At 74.0% G+C, this 26,619-nt stretch carries 25 protein-coding genes and 3 pseudogenes; 13 read left to right on the top strand and 15 right to left on the bottom strand.

Going from position 1 to position 26,619, the window contains the following annotated elements; all coding sequences use genetic code 11:
* Nucleotides 1-85: 85 nt before the first annotated feature.
* Both DRB89_RS43895 and DRB89_RS32445 read right to left on the bottom strand, forming a co-directional pair.
* Nucleotides 86-691 carry a hypothetical protein gene (locus DRB89_RS43895; RefSeq protein ID WP_204358163.1) on the bottom strand — a complete coding sequence of 202 codons (606 nt, stop codon included), beginning with the start codon at nucleotides 689-691 and terminating at the stop codon, nucleotides 86-88.
* Nucleotides 692-824: 133 nt separating this feature from the next.
* Nucleotides 825-1,349 (bottom strand): DinB family protein, encoded by a 525-nt coding sequence (locus DRB89_RS32445; protein WP_112452020.1) that lies wholly within the window; start codon nucleotides 1,347-1,349, stop codon nucleotides 825-827.
* 83 nt (nucleotides 1,350-1,432) lie between these two features.
* Here DRB89_RS32445 and DRB89_RS32440 point away from each other — a divergent pair, with 83 nt between their 5' ends.
* Nucleotides 1,433-2,338: a Gfo/Idh/MocA family oxidoreductase gene (locus DRB89_RS32440; RefSeq protein WP_112452019.1), complete on the top strand. Its 906-nt coding sequence runs from the start codon at nucleotides 1,433-1,435 to the stop codon at nucleotides 2,336-2,338.
* Here the strand turns inward: DRB89_RS32440 and lnt are convergent.
* From lnt to DRB89_RS32420, 5 genes are all read right to left on the bottom strand, one after another.
* The gene (gene lnt, locus DRB89_RS32435; protein WP_112452018.1) at nucleotides 2,283-3,938 is read right to left on the bottom strand and encodes an apolipoprotein N-acyltransferase; all 1,656 of its coding nucleotides are present in this window, start codon (nucleotides 3,936-3,938) and stop codon (nucleotides 2,283-2,285) included. The two genes, DRB89_RS32440 and lnt, sit on opposite strands and share 56 nt — an antisense overlap.
* 38 nt (nucleotides 3,939-3,976) lie before the next feature.
* A complete protein-coding gene (locus tag DRB89_RS32430) occupies nucleotides 3,977-4,447 on the bottom strand; it encodes a nuclear transport factor 2 family protein (RefSeq protein WP_112452017.1) in 471 nt (156 codons plus the stop codon).
* 69 nt (nucleotides 4,448-4,516) lie between these two features.
* A complete protein-coding gene (locus DRB89_RS43890) occupies nucleotides 4,517-4,693 on the bottom strand; it encodes a hypothetical protein (RefSeq protein ID WP_204357891.1) in 177 nt (58 codons plus the stop codon).
* Nucleotides 4,694-4,814: 121 nt separating this feature from the next.
* Entirely contained in the window at nucleotides 4,815-5,696 is an 882-nt protein-coding gene (locus DRB89_RS32425; RefSeq protein WP_112452016.1) for an undecaprenyl-diphosphate phosphatase, read from the bottom strand.
* 48 nt (nucleotides 5,697-5,744) lie between these two features.
* Entirely contained in the window at nucleotides 5,745-6,497 is a 753-nt protein-coding gene (locus DRB89_RS32420) for a TVP38/TMEM64 family protein (RefSeq protein WP_112452015.1), read from the bottom strand.
* Nucleotides 6,498-6,546: 49 nt separating this feature from the next.
* Between DRB89_RS32420 and DRB89_RS32415 the strand changes: the two genes are divergently transcribed.
* The 4 genes from DRB89_RS32415 to DRB89_RS32400 all read left to right on the top strand — a co-directional run bounded on the left by DRB89_RS32415 (nucleotide 6,547) and on the right by DRB89_RS32400 (nucleotide 10,708).
* Complete coding sequence (locus tag DRB89_RS32415; protein WP_112454100.1) at nucleotides 6,547-7,263, top strand: DNA alkylation repair protein; 717 nt, start codon at nucleotides 6,547-6,549, stop codon at nucleotides 7,261-7,263.
* A gap of 432 nt (nucleotides 7,264-7,695) precedes the next feature.
* A complete protein-coding gene (gene tuf, locus DRB89_RS32410) occupies nucleotides 7,696-8,874 on the top strand; it encodes an elongation factor Tu (RefSeq protein WP_112452014.1) in 1,179 nt (392 codons plus the stop codon).
* A 93-nt stretch (nucleotides 8,875-8,967) separates the two neighbouring features.
* The gene (locus DRB89_RS32405) at nucleotides 8,968-9,939 is read left to right on the top strand and encodes a patatin-like phospholipase family protein (protein ID WP_112463525.1); all 972 of its coding nucleotides are present in this window, start codon (nucleotides 8,968-8,970) and stop codon (nucleotides 9,937-9,939) included.
* Nucleotides 9,940-10,006: 67 nt separating this feature from the next.
* Nucleotides 10,007-10,708, top strand: a complete 702-nt coding sequence (locus tag DRB89_RS32400) for a fused MFS/spermidine synthase (protein ID WP_204358204.1) — start codon at nucleotides 10,007-10,009, stop codon at nucleotides 10,706-10,708.
* A gap of 13 nt (nucleotides 10,709-10,721) precedes the next feature.
* On the opposite strand, the gene tdh is transcribed toward DRB89_RS32400, so the two are convergent.
* Nucleotides 10,722-11,753, bottom strand: coding sequence for an L-threonine 3-dehydrogenase (gene tdh, locus DRB89_RS32395; protein ID WP_112451698.1), 1,032 nt, complete (start codon nucleotides 11,751-11,753; stop codon nucleotides 10,722-10,724).
* A gap of 206 nt (nucleotides 11,754-11,959) precedes the next feature.
* On the opposite strand from tdh, the gene DRB89_RS32390 reads away from it, so the two are divergent.
* Nucleotides 11,960-12,877: an alpha/beta hydrolase gene (locus DRB89_RS32390; RefSeq protein WP_239516438.1), complete on the top strand. Its 918-nt coding sequence runs from the start codon at nucleotides 11,960-11,962 to the stop codon at nucleotides 12,875-12,877.
* 21 nt (nucleotides 12,878-12,898) lie between these two features.
* On the opposite strand, the gene DRB89_RS32385 is transcribed toward DRB89_RS32390, so the two are convergent.
* The 4 genes from DRB89_RS32385 to DRB89_RS32370 all read right to left on the bottom strand — a co-directional run bounded on the left by DRB89_RS32385 (nucleotide 12,899) and on the right by DRB89_RS32370 (nucleotide 16,545).
* Nucleotides 12,899-13,624: a class I SAM-dependent methyltransferase gene (locus DRB89_RS32385; RefSeq protein ID WP_112451700.1), complete on the bottom strand. Its 726-nt coding sequence runs from the start codon at nucleotides 13,622-13,624 to the stop codon at nucleotides 12,899-12,901.
* A gap of 79 nt (nucleotides 13,625-13,703) precedes the next feature.
* Nucleotides 13,704-14,009, bottom strand: a complete 306-nt coding sequence (locus DRB89_RS32380) for a FeoC-like transcriptional regulator (RefSeq protein WP_112451701.1) — start codon at nucleotides 14,007-14,009, stop codon at nucleotides 13,704-13,706.
* Between the two features lie 83 nt (nucleotides 14,010-14,092).
* Complete coding sequence (gene feoB, locus DRB89_RS32375) at nucleotides 14,093-16,321, bottom strand: ferrous iron transport protein B (RefSeq protein ID WP_112451702.1); 2,229 nt, start codon at nucleotides 16,319-16,321, stop codon at nucleotides 14,093-14,095.
* Entirely contained in the window at nucleotides 16,318-16,545 is a 228-nt protein-coding gene (locus DRB89_RS32370; protein ID WP_112451703.1) for a FeoA family protein, read from the bottom strand. Before DRB89_RS32370 ends, feoB begins: the two co-directional genes overlap by 4 nt.
* A gap of 120 nt (nucleotides 16,546-16,665) precedes the next feature.
* On the opposite strand from DRB89_RS32370, the gene DRB89_RS32365 reads away from it, so the two are divergent.
* The gene (locus tag DRB89_RS32365) at nucleotides 16,666-18,927 is read left to right on the top strand and encodes a SpoIIE family protein phosphatase (RefSeq protein WP_112451704.1); all 2,262 of its coding nucleotides are present in this window, start codon (nucleotides 16,666-16,668) and stop codon (nucleotides 18,925-18,927) included.
* Nucleotides 18,928-19,100: 173 nt separating this feature from the next.
* On the opposite strand, the gene DRB89_RS32360 is transcribed toward DRB89_RS32365, so the two are convergent.
* Complete coding sequence (locus DRB89_RS32360) at nucleotides 19,101-20,219, bottom strand: glycerol dehydrogenase (protein WP_239516437.1); 1,119 nt, start codon at nucleotides 20,217-20,219, stop codon at nucleotides 19,101-19,103.
* Between the two features lie 279 nt (nucleotides 20,220-20,498).
* On the opposite strand from DRB89_RS32360, the pseudogene dhaK reads away from it, so the two are divergent.
* The 3 genes and pseudogenes from dhaK to DRB89_RS32345 all read left to right on the top strand — a co-directional run.
* Nucleotides 20,499-21,506 (top strand): annotated as a pseudogene (gene dhaK / locus DRB89_RS32355) (dihydroxyacetone kinase subunit DhaK); the annotation flags it as partial.
* A 78-nt stretch (nucleotides 21,507-21,584) separates the two neighbouring features.
* On the top strand, nucleotides 21,585-22,394 hold the full coding sequence (locus tag DRB89_RS32350) for a GNAT family N-acetyltransferase (protein ID WP_112454002.1): 810 nt from the start codon (nucleotides 21,585-21,587) through the stop codon (nucleotides 22,392-22,394).
* Between the two features lie 70 nt (nucleotides 22,395-22,464).
* On the top strand, nucleotides 22,465-22,983 hold the full coding sequence (locus tag DRB89_RS32345) for a DinB family protein (protein ID WP_112451766.1): 519 nt from the start codon (nucleotides 22,465-22,467) through the stop codon (nucleotides 22,981-22,983).
* A gap of 27 nt (nucleotides 22,984-23,010) precedes the next feature.
* Here DRB89_RS32345 and DRB89_RS32340 read toward each other — a convergent pair.
* Nucleotides 23,011-23,377: pseudogene (locus tag DRB89_RS32340) on the bottom strand (SIP domain-containing protein); the annotation flags it as partial.
* 65 nt (nucleotides 23,378-23,442) lie between these two features.
* Between DRB89_RS32340 and DRB89_RS32335 the strand changes: the two are divergent.
* A pseudogene (locus tag DRB89_RS32335) lies at nucleotides 23,443-24,355 on the top strand (penicillin acylase family protein); the annotation flags it as partial.
* A 217-nt stretch (nucleotides 24,356-24,572) separates the two neighbouring features.
* On the opposite strand, the gene DRB89_RS32330 reads toward DRB89_RS32335, so the two are convergent.
* A complete protein-coding gene (locus DRB89_RS32330) occupies nucleotides 24,573-25,361 on the bottom strand; it encodes an alpha/beta fold hydrolase (RefSeq protein WP_112451767.1) in 789 nt (262 codons plus the stop codon).
* A 147-nt stretch (nucleotides 25,362-25,508) separates the two neighbouring features.
* On the opposite strand from DRB89_RS32330, the gene DRB89_RS32325 reads away from it, so the two are divergent.
* Nucleotides 25,509-26,333 (top strand): helix-turn-helix transcriptional regulator, encoded by an 825-nt coding sequence (locus DRB89_RS32325; protein WP_112451768.1) that lies wholly within the window; start codon nucleotides 25,509-25,511, stop codon nucleotides 26,331-26,333.
* On the top strand, nucleotides 26,330-26,506 hold the full coding sequence (locus DRB89_RS32320) for a DUF397 domain-containing protein (protein WP_112451769.1): 177 nt from the start codon (nucleotides 26,330-26,332) through the stop codon (nucleotides 26,504-26,506). Before DRB89_RS32325 ends, DRB89_RS32320 begins: the two co-directional genes overlap by 4 nt.
* The last annotated feature ends 113 nt before the right edge of the window (nucleotides 26,507-26,619 follow it).

Genomic DNA, 26,619 nt, shown 5'->3' with positions numbered 1-26,619 from the left:
GCGCGTAGGCCCCGTCCGGGCGGTACGGGTTGCCGGGCCCGCCCCCTGGGGCCGGGCCCGGCAACCCGTACCGCCCGGACGGGGCCTACGCGCCGAACGCCCTCGACTCCCCCTTCACCCGCTTCGCCCCCGCTACGAGGTGCCCCGGGCCCCGCTCCCGGGCCGGCTCGCCGTACCCCCCCGACACCAGCTTGGCGCCCTGGCAGGTGCACGGTGTCAGCGCGGCCCGCGCGCACTGGCGGCGGCGCTGGTCGGGGAGGAGTACCGGGCGGTGGCCGCCGGGCCGCCCGTCGGCGCGGTCCCGGTGCGGGTCGCCGGGCCGGCGGGGCTCCGGGATGTCCGGGACCGGGGGAGCGCCCGCCGGGGCTCCGGAGCCGGCGCCCCGGTCCGGCGTACCGGCCTGCGCGGCCGGCGCCGCGGAGCGCTCGGCGACCCGCCGGCCGGTAGCCGAGGGCGCGGGCCCGGCAGGGCGGCCCGGCACCGCCTTCAGCGCCTCCAGAGCGGGTGCCTGGACGACCACCGGCGTGGCCCCCGGCCCGCCGCGGGGCTCGTGCCGGGGCGGCTCCCCCGGGGCACCGGGAGCGGTCGCCGGTTGCACGGGGGCCGGGGTCACGTTCACGCAGCCGGAGACGGCCGAGACCGCACAGGCGACTCCGAGCAGCAGCTTTGTCGTGGTTCGGGTTGGATGCACCCGCGCAACTCTGCTGTGCGAGGACCCCGTTGCGAAAACCCGGAGCCGATATTCACCCCCCACGGGTGACGGCTGCCCGCCCGCTGACACGGCCCGGCAGTCCGGCAGCCCAGAAACCCGGGGGGTTCTGCCGCTAGTCGCCCGTGGAACCGTCGAGCTGCTCGCGCAGCAGGTCGGCGTGGCCGTTGTGGCGCGCGTACTCCTCGATCATGTGGGTGTAGATCCAGCGCAGGCTGAACACCTCGCCGCGGTGGTGGTCCTCGGCCTGCGAGGTCTGCTCCAGGGAGCGGCCGGCCGCCGCCTGCCGGGCCAGCTCGACCTCGGTCTGCCACACCTGCTCGGCCTCGGCCCAGGTGTCCTTCCCGGTGAAGTGGAAGTCCCCGTCCGGGTCGTCACCGGTGCAGTACAGCTCGGGGAGGTCCTCGCCCAGCGCGATCTCCCGGAACCAGTACCGCTCCACCTCCGCCATGTGCCGCACCAGCCCCAGCAGGCTCAGTTCGGACGGCGGCAGCGGGCTCGTGCGCAGCTGTTCGTCCGAGAGGCCCTGGCACTTCCAGACGAGGGTGGAGCGGTGGTAATCGAGCCAGCCGTCGAGCATCTCGCGCTCGTCGGCCGTGGTGGAAGGTTCGCTGCGGTGTGATCCGCTGTTGGGGGTCATGCCCTCATCCTTGTCGAACGCACCCGTGCCCACCAGCGATTAGGCTGCTCACATCCCACGAGGAACACATCTGGAGGCTCCCGGTGAAGGTCGGCTGTATCGGACTCGGCGACATCGCGCAGAAGGCGTACCTGCCCGTTCTCGCCACCCGTCCAGGGCTCGAACTGCACTTGCAGACCCGGACCCCGGCCACTCTGGAGCGGGTCGGCGCACACCACCACCTCCCGGCGGGTCGCCTGCACGCCGACCTCGACTCGCTGCTCGCGCAGAAGCTCGACGCGGCCTTCGTGCACGCCCCGACGGCCGTCCACCCCGAGATCGTGGAACGGCTGCTGGAGGCGGGCGTCCCGACGTACGTGGACAAGCCGATCGCCTACGAGCTCGCGGACTCGCGGCGCCTGGTCGAACTGGCCGAGGAGCGAGGGGTCTCGCTCGCCGTCGGCTTCAACCGCCGCCACGCGCCCGGCTACTCGCAGTGCGCCGACCACCCGCGCGAGCTGATCGTCATGCAGAAGAACCGGGTCGGGCTGCCCGAGGACGTGCGGACCTTCGTCCTGGACGACTTCATCCACGTCGTCGACACCCTGCGCTTCCTGCTGCCGGGCGAGACCGACCAGGTCGACGTGCGGGCCGTGGTGCGCGACGGCCTGATGAGCCAGGTGGTGCTCCAGATGTCCGGTGAGGGCTTCACCGCGCTCGGCATCATGAACCGGCTCTCCGGTTCCACCGAGGAGGTCCTGGAGGTCTCCGGACAGGACACCAAGCGCCAGGTCGTCAACCTCGCGGAGATCATCGACCACAAGGGCCAGCCGACGATCCGGCGGCGCGGGGACTGGGTGCCGGTCGCCCGCCAGCGCGGCATCGAACAGGTCGTGGACGCCTTCCTGACGGCCGTCGAGACGGGCACGACGCTCAGCGCCCGCGACGCGCTGCTCACCCACGAGCTCTGCGAGCGGGTGGTGGAGTCGGCTCTGGAGCAGGCGCGCTGACCGGCGGCGTCCCGGCCACGCCCGGGCCCGGAGCGGCGGTGGCCCCGGCGGCCCCGGTGTCCCCGGCGGCCGCCGCGGCCCCGGTCGGCCGGCCGAGCCGTGCGCGGCGGGCGCCCGTCACCGCGCCGTAGCCCGCCAGGGCCGCGAGCGCGGCGCCCACCGCCCAGTCGCCGAAGCGGACGTACGCCGTCGTGCCCCGGGCGAGCGGGACCTCGTACAGCCGCGCCGTGCTCGCCGAGGTGGACAGCGGCTGCCCGATCCGCCCGCCGTCCGCACCGCGCACCTCGCTGATGCCGGTCAGGGTGGCGTGGACCACGGGCCGGCCGGTCTCGGCGGCGCGCAGCGCCGACAGCGAGGCGTGCTGGGCCGGGGCCCAGCCGTCCTGGAAGCTGGACGTGGCCGACTGGTCGATCAGCAGGGCGGCTCCGTCGCGGGCCAGGTGGCGGCTCATGTCGGGGAACGCCGACTCGAAGCAGACCAGCGGGCCGACGCGGACGTCCGGGCGGCCGGGCAGCTCCATCAGGACCTGGGCGCCGCCCGGGACGCGGTTCTCGTCGGCGGCCTTGCCGACCGAGGTGGCCCAGCCCAGCAGGGCGCGGGCCGGCACGTACTCCCCGAAGGGGACCAGGCGCATCTTGTCGTACCGGTCGCCGGTGGGGCCACGCGGTCCGACGAGGACCGCCGATTTGCGGATCCCGGGCCGGTCGGCGGCCCGGGCGTCCACATTGACCAGCAGCGGAGCCCCGACCTCGGCCGACAGGGCGGCGAGCCGCCGGGCGAGGTCCGGTCGGGCCGTCAGGTCCTCGCCGACGCTGCTCTCGCCCCACACCACCAGGTCCGGACGCTGTCCCGCCAGGGTCCGGGTCAGCCGCTCGCCGAGGGCGAACCGCCGCTCCGGGGCGTCCGTGCCGTCCGCGACCAGGCCCGGCTGCACGACGGCCACCCGCAGCGAACCCGACGCCTCAGGGCGCGGCGCCCACAGCCACACCGCGCCGGTCAGCACCGCGCACCCCGTCACCCCGGCGAGCGCCGGAGCCCGCGCCCCCGGCACCGCGACCAGCAGCACCACCGCGCAGTTCACCGCCACCACCAGCAGGCCGACCAGCCAGACCCCGCCCACCGAAGCCAGCCGCAGGGCGGGCGGCACCTGCCACTGACTGGCCCCGAGCAGCCCCCACGGCCCGCCCAGCCCCTGCCAGGACCGCGCCAGCTCCGACAGCAGCCACCCCGCCGGTACGAGGACCAGCGCGGCCGTCGCACGCCCCGGACCCGGGGCGGCGCCGAGCAGCTCCCGCACCAGCAGGGCCCAGGGGATCCAGAGCAGGCCCAGCAGCGCGGCCAGGGCGAAGAGGAACACGTGCAGGCTGGGCAGCAGCCAGTGGTGCACGGCGAACACGAACCCGGCTCCGCCGAGCCAGCCCTCCAGGGCGGCGCGCCGGCCGGTGGGCGCCGACCTCAGCAGCAGCATCCAGGGCACGAGGGCGACGTAGGCGAACCACCAGAGAGCCGGGGCGGGGAAGGCCAGGCAGGGCAGCGCCCCGGCGGCGACGGCGGCCGCCGCACGCCACCACCGCTGCGGCCCGGGGACGGTGAACACCATGACGCGCCTCCGCATCCAGTGTGGAACAGCAGGACGCCTCAGGCCGACATGTGGCGCCACTTCTCGTGGACGGTGACCCGCGACAGCCGCCAGCCGGCGCGGGCGGTGCGGGCGAGGGCGAAGGTGTAGCGGCCCGCGGCGACGAAGTTGGGCGCGGTGACCGTGCCGTCGAACTCCTCGCCGGCCAGCCGCATCGGGTTGAGGAAGTCCGCCCGCACCTCCGCCGTGTCGCCGGGGGAGCCGCCCAGGTCCGCTACGCGGATCAGCCGGTTGACGATGAGGTGCTGGCGCACCGGGAACAGCTTCATCGTCTCCTCGAGCCAGCCCGCGACCTCGTCCGCCGGCCCCTCGACCCCGCCGGCCGAGCTGTAGTCGGCGCGCCCTCCCGGGGCGAACAGGGCGCGGTAGGCGGCCCAGTCGCCGTCGTCGACGGCCACCGCGTACCCCGAGACCACCTCGTCGATCGCCAGCCGGTCCATCACGGTCGCAAGGTCCACACGCTGCGTCATCGGGTCAGTGTGAGGGCGGCGGGCGCGCAGGCCAAGAGGCGTGCGGGATCCGGATCTTCCGGTGGCCGCTCAACGGCCGGAACGCGCCTCCCGCGGGCGGACCACGACGAGGAACGCATCGCTGGCCAGGTCCATCACCACCTCGGCCGGCACGCCCTCGCGCGTGCGCTGTGCCGCGTACTCCTCGGCCGGCCAGCTCCCCCTCGGACTTCCGGCCGGAAACCGCTCCAACACCACTCGACCCATGGGACACCCCCTGCAGCTCGTCTTCAGATCGCTTCAGGTCTCTCCAGGCACAACGACGCGGAGGCCGCCCGGGAACGTTCCCGAACGGCCTCCGATTCACGCGATGCGGTGGGCGGCGCCGTTAATGGCCCGCCGACTCGCCGGCGTGCGGGCTGAGCTCACCCGTGCCGATCAGGGCGAACACCACGATGCCGAGCAGGATCCGGTAGATCACGAAGGGCATGAAGCTCCTGCTGGAGATGAACTTCATGAACCAGGCGATGACCGCGTAGCCGACCAGGAAGGCGACGACCGTGGCGAAGATCGTCTGCCCCCACGCGATGTGGCCCGGCTCCTCGATCACGTCCTTGATCTCGAACAGGCCCGAGGCCAGGACGGCCGGGATGGCGAGGAGGAAGGAGTAGCGGGCCGCCGCCTCCCGGGTGAAGCCCAGCAGCAGACCGCCGGAGAGCGTCGCACCGGAGCGGGAGACGCCCGGGATCAGTGCCATCGCCTGGCAGAGGCCGAAGATCAGGCCGTCCTTGACGCCCAGCTCCTTGAGCGTCTTGCGCTCGCGGACGGCGCGGTGCCGGCCGCCCTCCTCGTCACGGGCGGCCAGCCGGTCCGCGACGCCGAGCACGATGCCCATCACGATGAGGCTGGTGGCGATCAGCCGCAGATCGCGGAACGGGCCCTCGATCTGCTCCTTGAAGACGAGGCCCAGCACACCGATCGGAATCGATCCGACGATCACCAGCCAGCCCATCTTGGCGTCCTGCTCGGAGCGCAGCGCCTTGGTGTACAGCGAGCGGAACCAGGTGGAGACGATCCGCGCGATGTCCTTGCGGAAATAGATCAGCACGGCGGCCTCGGTGCCGATCTGCGTGATGGCGGTGAAGGCCGCTCCCGGATCGGTCCAGTCGGCGAACGCCGCGGTCAGCCGCAGGTGGGCGCTGGAGGAGATCGGGAGGAACTCCGTAAGCCCCTGGACGAGACCGAGGATTAGGGATTCGAACCAGCTCATGTCGGGGTGCGCTCGTCCTTGTGATCGTCGGGCAGTTCGGGTCCGATGCTAGGGCCCGTGGGGTGCGGCCGTGACCACAGGGGGGTGTACCGGCGTCAGTTCGCGGGCCCGTACGGGCACTCGCCCCGGCCGGGGCGCGGACTCCCGTACGGGAGCCAGCCGGTGCCGCTTGCGCCAGGCGACGACCGCGGCCCCCACCGCGGAGGCGGCGATGAAGCCGAACGAGGCGAGGAAGGCGGGGGAGGTGGGGGAGGAGGCGCTGGCGCCGGCGACCACGTAGGCGGCGGTGTTCGGGACCACGCCGATCGCGGTGGCGAGCAGGAAGGGCAGCCAGCCGCAGCGCGACAGCGCCGCACCGTAGTTGGCCACCGCGAAGGGCAGGCCGGGGAAGATCCGCACCGCCAGCATCGAGCGGAATCCGTGCCGGGCCAACTGGTCGTCGGCGGCCTGCAGCCAGCGGCCGCGGATCAGCGGGCGCAGGGCGTCGCGGCCCATCATCCGGCCGAGGCCGAAGGAGATGCCGGCGCCGATGACCGAGCCCGCGACCGCCGCGGGCAGGCCGAACACGGACCCGAAGAGGGCCCCGGACGCCAGGTTCAGCAGGGGGCGCGGCACCAGGGCGGCCGTGCACACCCCGTACGCCCCGGCGAAGAGCAGCACCGCCACACCCACCGGGAGCCCCGGGGGCCAGCCCTCCGACAGCAGGCGCTGGGGCTCGTACAGCACGACGCAGACGCCGGCCGCCAGGAGCAGCGCGACGAGCAGCGAGAGCCGGGTCCACGGCGCGAGGAGGAGGGACATTCCGGGAGACTAACCGACCCGTGTGGCCGCGCGCCGTAATCTGGGCCTCATGCAGCCGAACGACCAGCCGCGTCCGCCGGTTCCGCGGAGCCCCCTCGCGGAGCTGCTGGCGGAGCGCCTCACCGGCTCCTTCGGCGCCGCCGCGGACGCGGAGCAGGCCGCGCACATGGCCGCGTACATGAAGGGCGTCGCGCCCTTCCTCGGGATCCGCACCCCGCTGCGGCGCGAACTGTCGAAGGCCGTGACCAAGAACACCCCGAAACCGGACGAGACGGACTGCACCGCGCTCGCGCTGCGCTGCTGGGAGCTTCCGCAGCGTGAGTACCACTACTTCGCCGCCGACTACCTGCGCCGCAACGTCGGGCGCTGCTCCTCGGACCTCCTCCCCCTCGCCCGGCACCTGATCACCACCGTCCCCTGGTGGGACACCGTGGACGCGCTCGCCGCGCACGTGGTGGGCCCGCTGGTGGCGGCCGACCCGGCGCTCGCGGCCGTGATGGACGAGTGGATCGGGGACGAGGACGTGTGGGTGGCCCGCACCGCGCTCCTGCACCAGCTCCGGTACAAGTCCGCGACCGACACCGAGCGGCTCTTCGCCTACTGCCGGCGCCAGGGCGGCCACCCGGACTTCTTCGTCCGCAAGGCCATCGGCTGGTGCCTGCGCGAGTACGCCAAGACGGACCCCGGCGCGGTGCGCGCCTTCGTCGCCGCGGAAGGCCGCCGGCTGTCCCCGCTGTCGGTCCGCGAGGCGCTCAAGAACCTCTAGTGCCGTGACCGGAAAGGTTTGCCGGGTCGCGGTGTCCGGTGCGGTGCATCGCAAGGCGGAGGATCACGTCGCGTACTGGACGTACTCGCGTGGTCCGACAACGCGGCGAGGTGCCGTGCCGGGCGCCGCGACCCGGTGGACCTTTCCGGTCACGGCACTAGAGAGCGCGCGGTTCGGCGAATAACCGTTCGACGGTCCGTGCCCGATCCGGCAGGATCGGCCACATGTCCAGGCACGCCTTCCCCGCAGCGCCGTCCGCAGTCGCGGACGCGCCGAAGGCTGCCCTCCTCGCGGAACACACCGCGGGCGCAACCGCATTCGGCGGCGCACGAAGCTGACCCATACCGGATCGTCCGGCGGACCCCGCAGGGGGAGGGTCGGTTCGCTCAGGGGGTCCCGAACATCCAGCTTCGGACCACACGGGAAGACATCATGGCCAAGACGGCCTTCGTGCGCACCAAGCCGCACCTCAACATCGGCACCATGGGTCACGTCGACCACGGCAAGACGACGCTGACCGCCGCCATCACCAAGGTCCTCGCCGAGCGCGGCGGCGCCTCCTACGTGCCCTTCGACCGCATCGACCGGGCCCCCGAGGAGGCCCGGCGCGGCATCACCATCAACCTCGCGCACGTCGAGTACGAGACCGACACCCGGCACTACGCGCACGTCGACATGCCCGGTCACGCCGACTACGTCAAAAACATGGTCACGGGTGCGGCCCAGCTCGACGGGGCGATCCTCGTCGTCTCCGCGCTCGACGGGGTCATGCCGCAGACCGCCGAGCACGTGCTCCTCGCCCGGCAGGTCGGCGTCGACCACATCGTGGTCGCGCTGAACAAGGCCGACGCCGGGGACCCCGAGCTCACCGACCTCGTCGAGCTGGAGGTGCGCGAGCTGCTCACCGCGAACGGCTACGGCGGGGACAGCACCCCGGTCGTACGGGTCTCCGGGCTCGGGGCGCTGGACGGCGACCCGCGCTGGACCTCGGCGATCCTGGCCCTGCTCGACGCCGTGGACACGTACGTGCCCATGCCCGTGCGGTACACGGACGCGCCGTTCCTGATGCCGGTGGAGAACGTCCTCACCATCACCGGTCGCGGCACCGTCGTCACCGGCGCCGTCGAGCGCGGCACCGTGCGGACGGGCGACCGCGTCGCCCTCCTCGGCGGCGTCGGCGAGCCCGTGGAGTCCGTGGTCACGGGGCTGGAGACCTTCGGGAAGCCGATGGAGTCCGCCGAGGCCGGGGACAACGTCGCCCTCCTGCTGCGCGGGGTGCCGCGCGACGCGGTGCGCCGCGGGCACGTGGTGGCCGCGCCCGGCAGCGTCGTCCCCTCCAGGCGCTTCACGGCGCGGGTGTACGTCCTGTCCGCCCGGGAGGGCGGCCGCACCACGGCGGTGGCCTCCGGCTACCGGCCGCAGTTCTACATCCGCACCGCCGACGTGGTGGGCGACGTGGACCTGGGCGGGGCGGGCGTGGCCCGGCCGGGTGACACGGTCACCATGACCGTCGAGCTCGGCCGGGACGTCCCGCTGGAGAGCGGCCTCGGATTCGCGATCCGCGAGGGCGGCCGCACCGTCGGAGCGGGGACGGTGACCGAGGTCGGGTAGCCGGCCGGTACCCGTTGTGGTGGCGGTGGTCCGGTTGCGCCAGACTGCCGTCACCACTGGCGTGTACGACGTGTACGAAGGGGCGGGCGGCTCATGGGCGGCGACGGCACGGGCAACGGCGACGGCACGGGCAACGGCGACGGCACGGGCAACGGCGACGGCGACGGCGCGGGCGGGGCCGGGGGAGAGGGCAACGGCGAGGGCAACGGCGGGGGCAAGGGCACCGCGCTGGTGCTCGGCGGCGGCGGGCTGACCGGCGTGGGCTGGGAGGCCGGAATGCTGTACGGGCTCGCCCGCGCGGGCGTCGACCTCTTCGGCGCCGACCTCGTCGTCGGGACCTCGGCCGGCTCGGTCGTCGGCGCGCAGCTCACCTCCGGGCTGCTCACCCCGCAGGAGCTGTACGAGCGCCAGCTCGGCGACCCCGGCGGGGAGCTCACCGCGAAGCTGGGGGCCTCCCTGATCGCGCGGTACGCCGTCGCGATGGTGCGCTCGCGCGACGCGAAGGCCTACCGGCGCCGGGTCGGGGCCATCGCGCTCGCCGCCGGCACGGGCGCGGAGGCGGAACGCCGCAAGGTGCTCGAGGCCCGGCTGGTCTCGCACGCCTGGCCCGAGCGGCGGCTGGTCGTCGCGGCGGTCGACGCGCTGACCGGCGAGCTCGCCGCCTTCGAGCGGGGGAGCGCGGCCGGACTGGTCGACGCCGTGTCGGCGAGCTGCGCCGTTCCCGGGGTCTGGCCGCCCGTGACGGTCGCGGGGCGGCGGTTCATCGACGGCGGGATCCGCTCCGCGACCAACGCCGACCTCGCCGCGGGCTACGCGCGGGTGGTGATCCTCGCGCCGATGTCCATGGGGTCCGGCCTCATCCCCTCGCCGGCGGCCCAGGCCGCGCAGCTGCGGGCGGCCGGGGCGCAGGTCCTGCTGATCACGCCCTCGCCCGAAGCCCGCAAGGTGTTCGGGCGAAACGTGCTGGACCCGGCGCGGCGCGATCCGGCCGCCCGGGCGGGGCTCGCGCAGGCCGCCGGGCACGCGGCGCGGGCGGCGGAGGTCTGGGCCGGCCCGGCGGCCTGACAATGGTCGGGTGAGTGACGAACAGATTCCGGTGATCCGGGACGTGGCCCAGGGCACGGCCAAGCTGATGCCGGACGTCGATCGGGACCGGGCCTGGCTGCTGACGGTGGACGGCGCCCCGCAGTCGTACGTGGACCTCGACGACCCGGAGCACCTGGAGTTCGAGTACGTACGCCGCCTCGCGCACGTACTGGACTGCGTGGGCGAGCCGGGGGCCGGGCTGGACCTGCTGCACCTGGGCGGGGGCGCGCTCACGCTGGCGAGGTACGCGGCGGCGACCCGGCCGGGCTCGCGGCAGGACGTGGTCGACTTCGACGGCGGACTCGTGTCGCTGGTCGAGGAGTTCCTGCCGGTGGCCGCGGGCAGCGGGATCACGGTGCACGTGGCCGACGCGCGGGCGTGGCTGGCGGCGGCGCCGGCCGCGAGCGCGGACCTCGTGGTGGGGGACGTCTTCGGGGGGTCGCGGGTGCCGGCTTCGCTGACCTCCGTGGAGTACGCGCGGGAGGTGGCGCGCGTCCTGCGGCCCGGCGGGGTCTACGTGGCGAACCTGGCCGACGGGGCGCCCTTCGGCTTCCTGCGGGCGCAACTGGCGAACTTCGGGGCGGCCTTCGGGGAGCTGGCGCTGGTCGCGGAGCCGGGGGTGCTGCGGGGGCGGCGGTTCGGGAACGCGGTGCTCCTGGCTTCGGACGGGGCCCTGCCGGTCGCGGAGCTCACGCGGGCGTGCGCGGGCGACGCGTTTCCCGCGCGGGTGGAGCTGTTTCAGATGTGATTAAGCACCAGGGCTACGCCTGCGTCCAGTCCAGGATGATCTTGCCGCTGCGGGCGGTCGCCGCCTCGTCGAACGCGGCCTCGAAGTCCCCGTAGGCGTAGCGGCCGGTGATGACGGGGCTGAGGTCGAGCCCGCCCTCCAGCAGCACGGTCATCGCGTACCAGGTCTCGAACATCTCGCGGCCGTAGATGCCCTTGATCGTGATCATCGAGGTGACGACCTTGGCCCAGTCGACCGCGAACTCCTGCGCCGGCAGGCCCAGCATGGCGATCCGGCCGCCGTGCGTCATGTTGTCGATCATGTCGCGCATCGCCTCGCCGCGGCCGGACATCTCCAGGCCGATGTCGAAGCCCTCGCGCAGGCCGAGCTGGGCCTGCGCGTCGGCGATCGTCGCCTTGGAGACGTCGAGCGCGAGCGTGGCGCCCGCCTTGCGGGCGATCTCGAGGCGCTCCGGGCTGACGTCGGTGATGACGACGTTGCGGGCGCCCGCGTGCCGGGCCACGGCCGCCGCCATGATCCCGATCGGGCCGGCGCCGGTGATCAGCACGTCCTCGCCGACCAGCGGGAAGGAGAGCGCGGTGTGCACCGCGTTGCCGAACGGGTCGAAGATCGCGGCGACATCGAGGTCCACCTTGGTCCGGTGCACCCAGACGTTCTGCGCGGGCAGCACCACGTACTCGGCGAAGGCGCCGTCGCGGCCGACCCCGAGACCGATCGTGCTGCGGCACAAGTGGCGGCGCCCGGCCAGGCAGTTGCGGCACCTCCCGCACACCAGGTGGCCCTCGCCGCTGACCAGCGCGCCGATCTCGATGTCGGACACGTCCGCGCCGAGCGCGGCCACCTCGCCGACGAACTCGTGGCCGAGCACGAGCGGGGTCTTGACGGCACCCTGCGCCCAGCCGTCCCACGAACGGATGTGCAGGTCCGTCCCGCAGATGCCGGTGCGCAGCACCTTGATCAGCACCTCGCCGGCGCCGTACTCGGGCTCGGGAACATCCATCAGCCACAGCCCGGGCTCGGCCTTGTGCTTGACGAGTGCCTTCATGGCGTGGCTCCAGGCATGCGGAAGCGATCGCTACGGGGCGCGGCGGCCCCGCAGCGTGCGGACGCCACCAATCTGCCGACCTGCGGGGTCATCAGTCCATCGAGGATTTCTTAAGCGGGTCCACAGGCCAGCTTCACGCCTATGCTCCTGAGGTGGCGGGCAGGGGCCGGGGAGTGGTCCGGGCCGGGAATGGGGAGGTGAGGGGCGTGCCGAGTCTGCGCAGCAGAGCGCTTTCGGTCGCGCTGATCGCGGCGGGACGGCGAAGACGGTTCGGGAGCGCGGAGGCGGTCCGTGCCCGGGTGGCGGAGTCGGCACGACGGCCGGCGTCCCATCTGCCGCCGCGCTCGCTGGGCCGGATCGCGGAGGTCTCGCGGACCTTCGTCGGAGCGTGGCCCGTGTACGACGTCTCGCCGCTGGGGGCGGAGCCGACCGCCAAGGTGCTCTACGTGCACGGCGGCGGGTACATCCACGAGTTGGTCCGGCCCCACTGGTCGTTGATCAGGAAGCTGGTCACCCAGGCCCGCGCCCGGGTCGTCGTGCCGGCGTACATCCTGGCCCCGCGCGGGACCGCCGACCGGACCGTCCCGGTCGCCGCGGACCTGCTCAGCGGCCTGATCGCGAGCGGCGGCGCGGGCGGCACGGTGCTCATCGGGGATTCCGCCGGCGCCGGGCTGGCACTGGCGGCGGCCCAGCGGCTGCGCGACCGCGACCGGACCGGGGCGCAGCCGTCCCGGATCGTGCTGATCTCGCCCTGGCTGGACGTCTCCATGAGCCACCCCGACCAGGCGGCCATCGAGGCCGGCGACCCGATGCTGGCCCGCACCGGACTGCGGGAGGCCGGGCGGCTGTACGCGGGCAACCTGGCGGCCGACGACCCGCGGGTGAGCCCGCTGCACGGGTCGTTCGCGGGGCTGGCCCCCCTGACGGTGTTCACGGGCACCCGGGACGTCCTGACGACCGACAGCCGCGAACTGCTGCGCCGGGCCCGGGCGGCCGGCGTGGAGGTGGAGTTCCACGAGGAGCCGGGGCTGCCGCACGCGTACCCGCTGCTGCCCGTCCCGGAGGGCAGGGCCGCGCGCGACCTGATCGTGGCGCTGGTGCGCAGGGCGGCGACGGAGGACTGACCGCGAGGCCGTACCGGCAGGTCACGCCACGCAGTTCATCAGGGAGCCCACCGGGGCCGTGCGGTAGCGGGCCCAGTACGTCTCGTCGCGGATCGCACACGCCGGCGGGGTCCGGGTCGGCTGCCAGGAGACGGTGGAGAAGCCGGCGTCGGCGGCGGCCTCGGCGAAGTCGGCGTGGGCCCACTCCCGGCATTCGAACGGGACCGGCGGATCGGTCTCCAGCCGGGCCCGGAGCAGGGGCGCGTCGCCGCCCGGAGCCCGCTCGACGACGCTGATCCCGTACGGCGCCCAGTCCGCGTACGGGAAGGCGCCCGGGTTCGGCACGATGGCGAGGAGCCGGCCGCCGGGGCGCAGGCTGGCGCGGACGGCGCGGAACATGGCGTGCAGGGCGGGCCTGTCGTGGGCCTGGTTGAACAGGTACACGGCGGTGGCCAGGTCGAAGGGGCCCAGTCGCGGCATCCCGGCCGCGTCATCGACCAGGACGTACTCGACCTCGGCGCCCTCGGCGCCTCCCCCGCCCTCCCGCGCCCGCCGGATGCGTTCGGGACAGTTGTCGACGCCCACCGCGCGGCGGGCTCCGCCGCTCGCCAGCAGCCGGGTGGTGGTGCCGTGCCCGCAGGCCGCGTCGAGGGTGTCGAGGCCGCGGACCCCGCCGAGGGCGTCCAGGGCCGTGCGCAGGGTGAAGGCGTCGGCGACCGAGAAGGCCACCGGGGGCGTTGACGTATCCGTGTCGTACTGCTGTCGCATGTCCGCAAGCCTGCCCGGGCGCCGGCGGCGCTGCCCGGTCCCGGGGCCGGACCTCCCCCGGACGGGGTAGGCGTTCGGGTCAGCGCGTGCGGCGTACGGGGCTCAGTGCGACCAGGACCGGCCGCGCGGCGGGGCCGGCGCCGCGGCCGGCAGCCGGGCCGGGGCCCGGGGCGCCGCCGGGGCACGCCGTGCAGGAGCGCGAGGCGGCGAGGCAGCCGCCGCAGTCGGGGGCGCCGATCTCCTCGCGCCGCAGGCGGCCCTTGCGGACCCAGTAGGCGGCGAGGTCTGCGGCCTCGGCGCGGTCGATGCCGAGCCGGTCGGCGATCTGCACGAGCCCCTCGCCGGGGGTGGCCTCCTCGAAGGCGCGCAGCAGCCTGCGCAGCATGCCGGGCCCGCCGGTCCCACCGGGCCCACCGGTCCCACCGGTCCCATCGGTCCCATCGGTCCCATCGGTCCCATCGGCCCTGCTCACCACATCAGCCTCGCGATCTGGAAGACGCCGACGGCCAGCAGCCAGGCCGCCGCCAGTTGGATGCCGAACCCGATGAGGGTCAGCCGGGTGCCGATCTCGGCCCGCTGGGCGGCCAGGGAGGCCATGCAGGGGGTGTAGGAGAGGATGAAGACGAGGAAGGCCAGCGCTGCCGCCCGCGGGTGTCCGCCGGAGGCCTGGTCGAAGGTGGCGTGCAGGCTCGTGGTGAGCTTCGGGTCTCCGTCCTCCCCCGCCGAGTAGGTCTGCGCGAGGGTGGAGACCACGCCCTCCTTGGCGATCAGCCCGGTGCCGAGCGCGGCCGTGGCGTGCCAGTCGCCGAAGCCGGCCGGGGCGACGACGGGCGCGACCGCGCGGGTCACCGTGCCGAAGACGCTGTGCTCGACGCCGACGTCGCCGAAGCCGCCGTGGCCGGCTCCGGCCGGGACGGCCATGAGCAGCCACACCCCGGCCGCGGTGGCCACGATGATGCCGCCGGCGGTGCGCAGGAAGGCGGCGAGCTTCTGCCAGACCTGGGCGCCGGTGACGCGCAGGGTGGGGAGCCGGTAGGGGGGCAGTTCCAGGACGAGCGGCTCCTCCTTCATGTCTTTGAAGAGCAGGGGCCGCAGGATCAGGCCCATGAGGACGACCAGCAGCACGGAGCCGGCGTAGAGGAAGAAGACCACCGTGCCGGAGTTCGAGCCGAAGAAGATGCCCGCGATCATCACGTAGACGGCGAGGCGGGCGGTACAGCTCATGTACGGGATGAGCAGGCCGACCAGCAGCCGGTGCGAGCGGCGGTTCAGGATCCGGGTGCCCGCGAAGGCCGGGACGTTGCAGCCGAAGCCGACGACGAGCGGCAGGAAGGCGCGGCCGGGCAACCGCAGGGCGCGCATCAGGCGGTCGGCCACGAAGGCGGCGCGGGCGAAGTAGCCGGAGTCCTCCAGCAGGGCCAGCAGCACGAACATGATGATCATCAGCGGCACGAAGGTGAGTAGCTGGCCCACTCCGCTGATCAGGCCGTCGACCAGCAGGCCGGTCAGCCAGCCGGGTGCGCGGACGGCTTCGAGGAGCCGGTCGGCGCCGCCGCTGACGGGTCCGGAGACGAAGTCGCCGAGGCCGTCCTGGAGGGGTTTGGCCAGCACGGTGGTGGCCTGGAAGACGCCCCACATCACGGCGAGGAAGAACGGGATCCCGAAGGAGCGGGACAGCAGCAGCCGGTCCACCCGGTCGGTGAGCGTGGGCCTGGCCCGCGCGGGGCGGGGCGCGGCGCGCTCGACGACGGCGTGCGCCCAGGCGTAGCGCGCCTCGGCGACGAGCAGTTCGGCGTCCGCGTCGATGTCGGCGTACGCGCCGGCCTCGGTGTTCGCGTCGGCGTGGGCCCCGGTGGCGCCTTGCGGGCCGGCTCCGGAGGCCTCGGCGAGGCGGTCCGCCGCCTGCCGGGCCCGCTCGGCGAGCGCCGCGGGGACCGCGGAGGGCCGCTCCCCGCAGAGCAGGCTCACGGCCAGCCACCGCGCGGGGTGCGGGGTCCGTCCGGAGAACTCCGCGACGAGGGTCGCCAGCTCGACGGCCACGGGTGACCCGGCCGCCCAGGCGGAGGTCCGCCCGGTCCGGTGCGACGACGGCGACAGCGGCAGCGGTACCGGCAGCAGCGGCGACGGCCCGTGGGGCCCGGCGGCCAGGGCATCGGCGACGGCGTCGGCGAGCAGGTCCAGGCCGGTGCCGGTGCGCCCCTCCACCCGTACGACCGGCAGCGCGAGCTCGCGGGCCAGCGCGTCCGGGTCCGGGGGCGTGCCGCGCCGGGCGGCCACATCGGTCATGGTGAGCGCGACGACGACGGGGAGGTCGGTGTCGAGGATCTGCGAGAGCAGGTACAGGTTGCGGGCCGGGTTCGCCGCGTCGAGGGCGAAGACCACCGCGTCGGGCCGCTCCCCCGCCGGCGCGGTCAGTACGTCGCGCACCAGCGCCTCGTCCGGGGAGTCGGGCAGCAGGCTGTAGGAGCCGGGCAGGTCGGCGACGCGCACGCGGCGGCCGCTCGGGGTGCGCCAGTCCCCCTGGGCGACGGAGACGGTCTTGCCGGGCCAGTTGCCGACGCGCTGGTGGCCGCCGGTGAGGGCGTTGAAGAGGGTCGACTTGCCGACATTGGGGTTTCCCACGAGGGCGACGACGGGGGTGCCCGCTTCGCGCTCCATCGTGGCGGTGGCCCCGCCCTCGGTACCGTGGCAGCTCATCGGGACCACCTCAGCCGGCCGGCGGTACGGGAGTCCAGCGCGACCCTGGCGTCACCGAGCCCGACGAGCAGGCCTCCGGTGGCGCCCCTCGCGATCACGGTGACGTCGGCCCCCGGCACGAAGCCGAACTCCAGGAGTCGGCGCCGGCTGCCGCCGGCCCGGCCGGGTTCGATCCCCGTGATGCGTACGGTCGTTCCGGGACGGCTGTCGTTGAGCGACGGCACCGGACCTCCTTCATCGGTCTCCTTAGGCAAACCTAAGCAGTGCGGGGAGGTCCGGGAGCCGGGCGAAGTCCCTGATCGGCAGGGACTTTCAGCCCGCCGGCCCGGGCGCATTCTGAAGGGGTGACGGCGAGACCGGACATCGGCGGCCCCCTCACCGACGCCACGGCCCGGGTGCTCGCGCGGGCCGCTCTCGATGCGGTGCGGGCCGCCGGCGGGTACGCGGGCGGGGTCTACCTGCGCTCCGGCACCGCGGGGCTGCTGCGGATGGCGGTCCTGACCGGGATCCCGGGGCCGCTGTTCCGCCCCTGGTGGCGGATGCACGTGAACCGCCCGTACCCCGTGGCCGAGGCGTACCGCTCGGGACAGTCCGTACACCTGCCCGACGCGGAGTCCGCGATGCGGCGCTTCCCCCAGCTGATGGCCGGGCTGCCGTTCCCCTTCGGCTCGCTGTACGAGCCGGTCGCCCGCGGGCCCGAGCGCTACGGCGTGCTGGTGGTGCTGCGCCCGGCGACCCCCGGGCTCCCGGTCGGGTCGGGCGACCGGGAGCGGCTGCGCGCGGTGGCGGCCCGGCTGGCCGGGGAGCTGTCCGATCTCGCCGCGGCCGGGGCGCCCGTGGCCTGGGAGGGTGATCCGGTGTGCGTGCCCGGCTCCGGTCCGGCGGACGAGGCGCCCGGCTCCGGGGGCGGCGCCCGCGCGGCCGTGGACCGGCTGGACCAGGCCGTCCTGTCCGTGGACCGGCAGGGCGTGATCGGGTTCGCCAACTCCGCCGCCCTCGCGGGAGCCGGGAGCCTGCTCGGAGCCGAAGGTGCCGAAGGCGCCGGACTGGTCGGGCGGATGCTGTGGGAGGCCCTGCCCTGGCTCGGCCACCCCTCCTACGAGGACCATTTCCGGGCCGTGTTCCTCGCCCCCGAGCCGGTGCGCTTCCAAGCCGCCAGGCCCGGTGCGCGCCTGCCGGAGCAGTGGCTGTCGGTGGGCCTGCACGCCGGGTCCGACGGGATCACCGTCACCATCGACGTGGCCGAACCGCCCGCGTACGCACCCGAGTCGGTGGTGCGGCCCGGACCGGGGCTCGGGTCCCCCGGTCTCGGTTCGCCCGCCGACCGGGCTTCCGCCCTGTACCGTCCGGTCGCCCTCGCGATCGCGCTGACCGAGGCGGTGACGGCCCGCCAGGTGTCGGCCGTGGTCACCGAGGAGCTCCTCCCGGCGTTCGGCGGACGCCAGTTGGCGATCTACCTGCTGGAGGAGGGCCATCTGCACCTGGCCTGGGAGACGGGCTTCCCCCAGGGCTTCCTCAACCGGTTCGACGGGGTCGCGCTGGACGTCCGGCTCCCCGGGGTGGAGACCCTCACGACGGGCCGGCCGATCTTCTTCGAGTCGATGGAGCACCTGGCCTCCGCCTACCCGGGGATCCCGCTGGACGCCCACGTCGGGGCCCGCGCGTTCCTCCCGCTGATCGCCTCCGGCAGGCCGGTCGGCTCGTGCATCCTCGGCTTCGACGCGCCGCGCGGGTTCAGCCCGGAGGAGCGTACGGTGCTCACGGCGCTGGCCGGGCTGATCGCGCAGGCCCTGGAGCGGGCGCGGCGCTACGACAGCGAGGCCGCGCTGGCCCGCGGGCTCCAGGCGGCGCTGCTGCCGCACCGGCTGCCGGTGCGCGAGCACGTGGTCACGGTGGGGCGCTACCTGCCCGGCACCGCCGGGATGGACGTGGGCGGCGACTGGTACGACGTCCTCGACGCGGGCGGCGGGCGCCTCGCGCTGGTCATCGGCGACGTACAGGGCCACGGGGTGGCGGCGGCGGCCACGATGGGCCAACTACGCAGCGCGGTGCGGGCCTTCGCCCTCAGCGGCAATACGCCGGAGCAGGTGGTGCGCGGCACCAACCGGCTGCTCATCGACCTCGACCCGGGCCAGTTCGCCAGCTGCTGCTACGTCCTGCTCGACCCCGCGACGGGCCTGGCCCTCGCCGTGCGCGCCGGACATCCCCAGCCGCTGCTGCGCCGTCCGGACGGCCGGACCGAGGTGCTGGACCTGCCGGGCGGGGTGGTGCTCGGCATCGACGCCGAGGCGGACTATCCGGTCACCCGGCTACGGATCGAGCCGGGGGCGGTGCTCGCCCTGTACACCGACGGGCTGGTGGAGATCCCGGGCACGGACATCGACGTGGGGGTGGAGCGGCTGCGGGCCGCCCTGGCGGCCGCCGGCCCCGGCCCGCTGACGGAGACGGCGGACCGGCTGGTCGGCGAGGCGGGGAACTCCGCCGACCGGCCGGACGACATCGCCCTGCTGCTGGCGTCCCGGACGGCGGGACCGGACGGGGCCCGCGCCGCGGAGGACGGGCCGGACGGGGCCCGCGCGGGGGACGGCCCGCGCGGAGCCCCGTAGGACCCGCTACTCCTAGTGCTGTGACCGGAAAGGTCCACCGGGTCGCAGCGCCCGGCACGGCACCTCGCCGCGTTGTCGGACCACCGAAGTACGTCCAGTACAAGCGGCGGCCCTCCGCCTTGCGAGGCACCGCGCCGGACACCGCGACCCGCCAAACCTTCCCGGCCACAGCACTAGCAGGACTTGCCGGCGGTCGCGCGGGCGTAGGCGTCGCCCGCGATCAGGGCGTCCGCGACCATGTCGGGGGTCACCGGGAAGGGCATGTTGTGCGTGGTCTCGCCCTCCGCCGTGGCGGCGCGCCCGATGGCGAGGAGCTCCTCGCGGTCCGGGTCGCCGAGGCCGACCTCGGCGAGGGTGGTCGGGAGGCCGACGGCGCGGCTGAACTTCAGGTAGGTGTCCAGCTCGTCGGTGGGGGCGCCCTCCAGGATCAGCTGGGCGAGGGTGCCGATGTTGACCTTCTCGCCGTGCATCATGCCGTGCGTGCGGTGGGAGACGGTCAGCCCGTTGTGGATGCCGTGGGCGGCGGCGAGGCCGCAGGATTCGAAACCGAGGCCGGAGAGCAGCGTGTTGGCCTCGGTGACCTTCTCCAGCGCCGGGGTGACCACGTGCGCCTCGGCGGCCAGACGGGCCTGGGGGCCGTACTCGATCAGGGTCTCCCAGCAGAGCCGGGCGAGGCTGAGGGAGGCCATGGTGGCGAGGCCGCCGGCCATGGCCACCCGGTTCGCGGCGACGCAGACGCGGGCCTCGTACCAGGTGGCGAGCGCGTCGCCCATGCCGGAGACGACGAAGCGGCTCGGCGCGTTCGCGACGAGCGCGGTGTCGACGAGGACGAGGTTGGGGTTGCGCCGGAAGAAGGAGTAGCGCTCGAAGGCGCCCTCCTCGGTGTAGATGACGGCGAGCGCGCTGGTCGGCGCGTCGGTGGAGGCGACGGTGGGTGCGGACACGACGGCGATGTCGCCCAGCGCGTGGCCGACGGCCTTCGCGGTGTCGATGGCGGTGCCGCCGCCGATGCCGACGATGACGTCCGCGCCGGCGGCCTGGGCGGCCGCGGCCACCCGGTCGATCTCCTTCTGCGTGCAGAGCCCGCCGAAGACCTCCTTGGTCAGCTTGACCCCGGCGGCGGTGAGCGAGTCGGTGACCGCGGTGTCGACGAAGCCCCAGACGCCCTTGTCCGCGAGGACGACGGCGTTCGTCCCGAGGTGGGCGGTGTGCTCGCCCAGGTCGTTCATCGCTCCGGCGCCCTGCACGTACTTCGGCGGGCTGATCATCATGCGCGTACCGACGGTCTTCACGTGAATCCTCCTCATTGCGAATTCATTTCCGCTTGCTTATTCATCCCTATCACGGATTTGGGCGGCTCCGGCGAAATTCACGGCCCCCTCGCGGAGGGGCCTTTCCGCGCCCGCATCCGGGACCAAGGACCCGGCCTGCCCTCCAGGTTCTCCGGGGTAACGTTCCAGCCAAGTGCCCCGGAAGCGGTGGCGGATCGGCGACGGTGCCGGGTTAATACCGTCCCGCAATTCCAATTTCCGCTCCGGCCCGGCGTTCCGTGTTTCAGGAAAGAGGCCCCCGTGAAGAAGCTCATCAATTCCCCCGAGAGCGTCGTCGCCGACGCGCTGCGCGGAATGGCCGCCGCCCACCCGGGACTCCGCGTCGAGGCGGAGAGGGGCATCGTCACGCGGGCCGGCGGGGGCCCGGCGGCCGGGCAGAGCGCCGGAAGGGTGGCGGTGCTGTCGGGCGGCGGCAGCGGGCACGAGCCCCTGCACGCCGGTTTCGTCGGGCGCGGCATGCTGGCGGCGGCCGTGGCCGGACCGGTGTTCACCTCTCCGGTTCCGGACAACATCGCGCGCGCCACCTGCGCGGTGGACGCGGGCGCCGGCGTCCTGCACGTCGTGAAGAACTACACGGGCGACATCCTCAACTTCACGATGGCCGCGGAGGACTGCGAGGACGAGGGCGTGCAGGTCGAGCAGGTCGTCGTGGACGACGACGTGGCCGTCGCCCGGACGGCGAACGGTCCGGGCCGGCGCGGCACCGGGGCCACCCTGTTCGTGGAGAAGATCGCGGGCGCGCTCGCCGAGGAGGGCGCCCCCCTCGCCGAGGTCGCCGCGGTGGCCCGCAAGGTCAACGAGAACGCGCGCAGCTACGGCGTCGCCCTGACCTCCTGCACGACCCCGGCCAAGGGCAGCCCGAACTTCACGCTCGGCGAGGACGAGATCGAGCTCGGCATCGGCATCCACGGGGAGCCCGGACGCGAGCGCCGCAAGGTGATGACCGCCGCGGAGACGGCCGAGGCGATGCTCGACGCCATCCTCGACGACCTCCCGGAGGCGGCCGGCGCGCCGGTGATCCTGCTCGTCAACGGCCTGGGCGGAACCCCGCCCGTCGAGCTGTACATCATGCGGGCGGAGGTCGAGCGGGTGCTGGACGACCGCGGGATCACCGTGGCCCGCTCGCTGGTCGGCAACTACGTCACCAGCCTGGACATGGCCGGCTGCACCCTGACCCTGTGCCGCGCCGACGAAGAACTGCTGCGGCTGTGGGACGCGCCGGTGGACACGCCCTCCCTGCGCTGGGGCGGGCGCGGGGTCGCTCACAGGGGTGAGGCTAATGCAGTTGTGCGCGCGGGTGACGGCTGGTGAGCTGGCCGGATGACGATGGACCGGGATGACCTGCTGAAGCTGCGCGCCGAGTTCGACTCCGAGATGCGCCGGGAGGCGCGGCCCGACACCAGCGACGCGCGCGTGGAACGGGCGGGCCCGGTCGTACGGCAGATCGTGCCCGGAGCCGGCGGGAACACCGTGCTCTGGTCGGACCTGGACGAGGGGACGGCGGACGCGGCGATCGCGGAGCAGGTGGCGTTCTTCACCGGCCTGGCGGCCCGGGGCGAGATCGCGGGGCCGGAGTTCGAGTGGAAGCTCTACGACTACGACCGCCCCGCCGACCTCGGGGAGCGGCTGCGCGCGGCCGGCTTCGTGGCGGAGCCGGCCGAGACGCTGCTGATCGGCAGGACTTCGGAGCTCGCGAGGATGCCGGTGGAGCCGCCGGCGGGGATCACGCTGCGGGTGGTGACCGACGGGGAGGGCGTCGAGCTGATGATGGAGGCCCACCGCGGCGCCTTCGGCACGGACCGCCCGCGCATCAGGGAGCTGATGCTGAACCTGCTGAGGGACGAGCCGGAAACGATCGAGGCGGTCGTCGCGATGGCGGGCGACACCCCGGTGTCCGCGGCCCGGATCGAGATGCGCCCGGGCACTTCCTTCGCGGGCCTGTGGGGCGGCGGCACCGTGCCGCAGTGGCGCGGCCGCGGCATCTACCGCCTCCTGGTCGCGCACCGCGCCCGCGTGGCGGCGGAGCGCGGCATCCCCTACCTCCAGGTGGACGCCTCGCAGGACAGCCGGCCGATCCTGGAGCGGCTGGGCTTCGAGGTGCTGGGCGTCACGGTGCCCTGGGTGTGGGAGGGGTAGCGGGGCCGGCCGCTGACGAGTCGCAGCGAACGGCTTCCACGCCCCGTCCCGACGGGGCAAGATCACAACCATGGCAGCGACAGAACCCACCCACCGCAGCGACCCGCCCCTCACCGGGGGCGAGCGCGAGACGCTCCGCGCGTACCTCGACTTCCACCGGGCCACCCTCGCCTGGAAGTGCGACGGCCTCACCGACGAAGAACTGCGCCTCCAGGCCTCCCCGCCCTCGACCCTGTCCCTGCTGGGGCTGGTCCGGCACATGGCCGAGGTCGAGCGGCACTGGTTCCGCCGGACGGTGGGCGGGGCGGACGTCCCCCACCTGTGGTCGGACAAGCGCGACTTCCAGGCCGCCTACGACGCCTCCGGCTCGACCCGCGCCGAGGCCTTCGCGGCCTGGGAGTCGGAGGTCGAGCACGCGCGGGCGGTGGAGGCGGCCGCCGCGTCCCTCGACGTGACGGCGTACGTCGTGAAGTGGGAGGAGGACGCCTCGCTCCGCACGCTCATGCTCCACATGATCCACGAGTACGCCCGCCACAACGGCCACGCGGACTTCCTCCGCGAGGCCATCGACGGCACCACGGGCGCCTGACCGCGCAGGCGCCGTACCGGGCACCGGTCAGGGGCGCCAGTAGCCCAGGGCGTTGACGCGGGCCTTCGGGACCGCCAGGTCCTTGCGGAGCCAGCTCGACAGGGTGCGGGTGGTGGCCGTGTCGGAGGCCAGCCAGACGTAGGCCGACCCGGCCTCCCCCAGGAGGGCCGGGAGTTCGGCCCGGACACGCTCGGCCAGCGACGAGCCCCCGCCCGCGCACCGCTCGACCCGGCGCCGCGCGCCGCGCCCACGCGCTCGCGACCCCGTCGTGCAGGGCGAACTCCAGCGAGAAGGTGCCGGCGGCCGGGTCCGGATCGACCAGCGTGTAGGCCCGCTGGTGCGGTCTGCCTTCGGCGGTCGTGAACCAGAGCCTGACCCACATCGTCGGGTGCAGCGACTGCCCCGCCGGGTGTGAGCCTTGTGAGCACCACCGACGGCGCGGACGCGGACGCGCACGGCGTGAAGAAAGAGCTCTACCGGGATGCTTGGGGCGTACCGCACCTCCGCGCCCCGGATCCGCTCAGCCTGTCCTACGCCCAGGGCCGCACCACCGCCCTCGACCGCGCCTGGCAGCTCGAGACCGAGCGCCTGCGCGCCGAGGGCGCGAGCGCCTCCCCCCTCGGCCCCGGGTCCGTCCCCTGGGACCGCTTCGCCCGCCGGAGCCGCCTCGCCGACACCGCGCGCCGCTGCCACGACGCGCTCGACCGGGACACCGCCGCCTGGGTCCGGGCGTACGTCGCCGGGGACAACGACGGGCTCGCCCCCGGGCCGCCCGCGACACTCGCTTCGCGCACGCCCCGGGCCCTGGGAGCCCTGGGTCCCGCTCGCCATCTGGATCTCGACCCACATCCTCTTCGCCGGCTTCGCCGCGAAGCTGTGGCGCGAGCGCGCGGCCCGCGCCCTCGGCGAGGAGGCTGCCGCCCTCTTCGCGGGCAACGGCCCCGCCCCCGGCGGCGGCAACGGCCGGCTGATGCCGGGCGACCGGACCGCCACCGGGTCGGCGATCATCGCGGGCGACCCGCACCGGTTCACCGAGAACCCCGGCGCGTACCAGCAGATGCGCCCCGCCTGCCCCGAGTACGACGTCGTCGTCCTCGCCGTCCCCGGCGTCCCCGGCCTCGCCCACTCCGGGCACACCGGCACCGCCGCCTGGGCCGTCACCCACGCCATGGCCGATTCCCAGGACCTCTACTCCGAGCGGCTGCGGCATCTGGAGGACGGCCGGATCGAGGCCCTCGGCCCCGACGGCGCGTGGGAACCGGTCGCCCGCCACACCGAGACCATCGCGGTCGCCGGCGCGGACCCGGTCGAGGTGGTCGGGTTCGCCGCCCTGCCCGCCCTCCTGCGCGCCCGCAGCGTCGCCGACGTCGACGCCGACTTCGCCGGCCTCGCGGACGCCCCGGCCGGCCCGGAGGTGTGCCGCCCCCGGCCACAGCACTAGCCACCAGCCTGCTGCCCGGCCTGGACCGCGCCGCCCACGTCCGCGCCGCCCTGGAGGAGACCGCGGCCGGAACCTGCGCCGAGCCCGGTTCCGCCGGCCTCGCCACCCCCGCGTCGGCGGACCGCGCCTCAGCGGCCCGTAACCACCCCTACGCGGATGCCAGGAACTCGGTGACGAGCGCCGCCCACTCCTGCGGGAGCTCGACGAACGGCAGGTGCCCGGTGGGCAGTTCCGCCCACCGAGCCCCCGGCAGCGCGTCCGCCACCGCCCGCTGGAGCTCCAGCGGTACGAGGCGGTCGGCGGTGGTCGCGATGACCAGCGCCGGTACGTCCACCCGCGCGAGGTCGGCGCTCACGTCGGCCCCCCGCACCAGTGCGGCATGGTCCCCGCCGCCGGGCGGGAAGGACGCGGCGGTCGCCCGCACCACGTCCTCCACCTGCTCGGTGGTCAACGCCTCCAGCGCGTGCGGGCTGAGGGTGAGGGGTACGAGGAGCCGCGCGAGCAGCTCGCCCTCCCCGCGCCGGGCCAGCTCCGACCAGAGGCCGGCGACGAGGTCGAGCCACCGCCCGGACCGGGCGAACGTGGCGGTGAGCACGAGCGCGGTGACCCGCTCGGGATGCCGGGCGGCGATGCGTGCGGCGACGTTCCCACCGAGCGAGTACCCGAGGACGGCGAACCGCTCCAGCCCCTCGGCGTCGGCGGCCGCGACCAACTGATCGGCGAGCTCGTCCAGTTCGAGCGGCTCCGTGGCGCGCGGGGTGCCACCCGTACCGGGGTAGTCGACGCCGACGACGCTGTGGCCGACGGCGAGGGCATCGAGGATCGGACCGAAGTTCGATTCGACCGAACCGCCCCCGCCATGGGCGAGGAGGAGGCCGGGTCCGCCGCTCTCCTTGCGGACGGTGCGGGCGTAGGTGCTGTTCAGTGCGGTGCTCATGCGGGATCCCCCTAAGTTCCGTAGCGATCGCTACAGAAAGAACCGTACCCAATTAAACTAACGATCGCTACAGAACTCTGGATTTTGTACGGGCGCCGTACGGGTCGACGGTGCGTCAGACGCCTCCCGCCCGGGGATGTCGCACGCATGGCAGACGACAACAAGCCCCAGCGGAACGTCTCATGGCGAGTCCTGGGCGCACTGGCCGCGCATTTCCGCAGGCAGGCGGGCTACACCCAGGCGAGCCTGGCGGAGCACCTGCACATCGACCCGGAGACCATCGGCTCCATGGAGCAGGGCCGTCGGCTCCTCCAGCCGCGCATGGCGGCGACGCTCGACGAACTGTTCGAAACGGGCGGCTTGCTGAGCATGTCGCTGGCGAAGATCCCGAAGCGGGAGCGGTACCCGGCGTTCGCGATCGACTTCTTCACGCACGAAAGGAGTGCGGTGAGCCTGTTCTCGTACGAGAACTCGGTGATCCCAGGATTGCTCCAGACCCCGGAGTACGTGGCGGCGGTGTTCGGCTGTCTGTACCCACCGATGACCCCGGAGGAGATCGAAGTCCAGACGGCCACCCGGCTGGGTCGCCAGTCCATGCTGGCCCGCAAGCCATGGCCGCCGATGATGCACTACATCGTGGAGCAGACCGTCCTGGAGCGCCCCATCGGCGGACGTGAAGTCCTCCGGGCCCAGCTCCGCCACCTGCGCGAACTGGCCGAATTGCCCTTCCTGGGACTCCAGATCATGCCGACAGGCCGCGAGACCCACGCGGGTCTCAACGGGCCGATGGTGCTAGTGGAGACCGTCGACCACGACCAGCTCGTCTACCTCGAAGGACCCCGAGTCAGCTTCCTACTGGACGACCCCGAGGACGTCCATCCGATCACTCTCAAATATGGGATCCTGCGAAACCAGGCGCTGTCCATGGAGGACAGCAAGCGCCTGCTGGACGACCTGCTAGGAGAGTCATGACCCACGTACTGACCTGGTTCAAGTCGAGCTACAGCACCGACGAGGGCGGCAACTGCGTCGAGGTCGCCACCCACACCGCCGCCGTCCACGTGCGCGACTCCAAGGTCACCGAGGGCCCGGTCCTGACCGTGGCTCCCGCCGCCTGGGCCGCGTTCCTCGACGCCGCCTCCTAGGCAGGGCCGGGACCAGCACACCCGGTGGTCGGCGTCAGCAGGCATGACCCAAGGCCGGCCACCTGGTTTCCATTGACCGCGCGAGACCCGCGCGCGAAGCTGATCCCCACTCA

This window comes from Streptomyces sp. ICC4 (assembly GCF_003287915.1).
GTDB lineage: Bacteria > Actinomycetota > Actinomycetes > Streptomycetales > Streptomycetaceae > Streptomyces > Streptomyces tritrimontium.
Note: the sequence above shows the minus strand (reverse complement) of the source record. Positions and strands in the feature narration are given on the sequence as shown.

Excerpts from the sequence above, each read along its gene's own strand:
- DRB89_RS32400 (WP_204358204.1), top strand. The coding sequence starts at position 10,007 with ATGCCGGACGTCGATCGGGACCGGGCCTGGCTGCTGACGGTGGACGGC.
- lnt (WP_112452018.1), bottom strand. The coding sequence starts at position 3,938 with ATGGTGTTCACCGTCCCCGGGCCGCAGCGGTGGTGGCGTGCGGCGGCC.
- feoB (WP_112451702.1), bottom strand. The coding sequence starts at position 16,321 with ATGAGCTGCCACGGTACCGAGGGCGGGGCCACCGCCACGATGGAGCGC.
- DRB89_RS32350 (WP_112454002.1), top strand. The coding sequence starts at position 21,585 with ATGGACCGGGATGACCTGCTGAAGCTGCGCGCCGAGTTCGACTCCGAG.
- DRB89_RS32415 (WP_112454100.1), top strand. The coding sequence starts at position 6,547 with ATGCAGCCGAACGACCAGCCGCGTCCGCCGGTTCCGCGGAGCCCCCTC.
- DRB89_RS32325 (WP_112451768.1), top strand. The coding sequence starts at position 25,509 with ATGGCAGACGACAACAAGCCCCAGCGGAACGTCTCATGGCGAGTCCTG.
- tuf (WP_112452014.1), top strand. The coding sequence starts at position 7,696 with ATGGCCAAGACGGCCTTCGTGCGCACCAAGCCGCACCTCAACATCGGC.
- DRB89_RS32385 (WP_112451700.1), bottom strand. The coding sequence starts at position 13,624 with ATGCGACAGCAGTACGACACGGATACGTCAACGCCCCCGGTGGCCTTC.
- DRB89_RS32330 (WP_112451767.1), bottom strand. The coding sequence starts at position 25,361 with ATGAGCACCGCACTGAACAGCACCTACGCCCGCACCGTCCGCAAGGAG.
- DRB89_RS32405 (WP_112463525.1), top strand. The coding sequence starts at position 8,968 with ATGGGCGGCGACGGCACGGGCAACGGCGACGGCACGGGCAACGGCGAC.
- DRB89_RS32320 (WP_112451769.1), top strand. The coding sequence starts at position 26,330 with ATGACCCACGTACTGACCTGGTTCAAGTCGAGCTACAGCACCGACGAG.
- DRB89_RS32430 (WP_112452017.1), bottom strand. The coding sequence starts at position 4,447 with ATGACGCAGCGTGTGGACCTTGCGACCGTGATGGACCGGCTGGCGATC.
- DRB89_RS43890 (WP_204357891.1), bottom strand. The coding sequence starts at position 4,693 with ATGGGTCGAGTGGTGTTGGAGCGGTTTCCGGCCGGAAGTCCGAGGGGG.
- DRB89_RS32420 (WP_112452015.1), bottom strand. The coding sequence starts at position 6,497 with ATGTCCCTCCTCCTCGCGCCGTGGACCCGGCTCTCGCTGCTCGTCGCG.
- DRB89_RS32445 (WP_112452020.1), bottom strand. The coding sequence starts at position 1,349 with ATGACCCCCAACAGCGGATCACACCGCAGCGAACCTTCCACCACGGCC.
- DRB89_RS32425 (WP_112452016.1), bottom strand. The coding sequence starts at position 5,696 with ATGAGCTGGTTCGAATCCCTAATCCTCGGTCTCGTCCAGGGGCTTACG.
- DRB89_RS32345 (WP_112451766.1), top strand. The coding sequence starts at position 22,465 with ATGGCAGCGACAGAACCCACCCACCGCAGCGACCCGCCCCTCACCGGG.
- tdh (WP_112451698.1), bottom strand. The coding sequence starts at position 11,753 with ATGAAGGCACTCGTCAAGCACAAGGCCGAGCCCGGGCTGTGGCTGATG.
- DRB89_RS32380 (WP_112451701.1), bottom strand. The coding sequence starts at position 14,009 with ATGCTGCGCAGGCTGCTGCGCGCCTTCGAGGAGGCCACCCCCGGCGAG.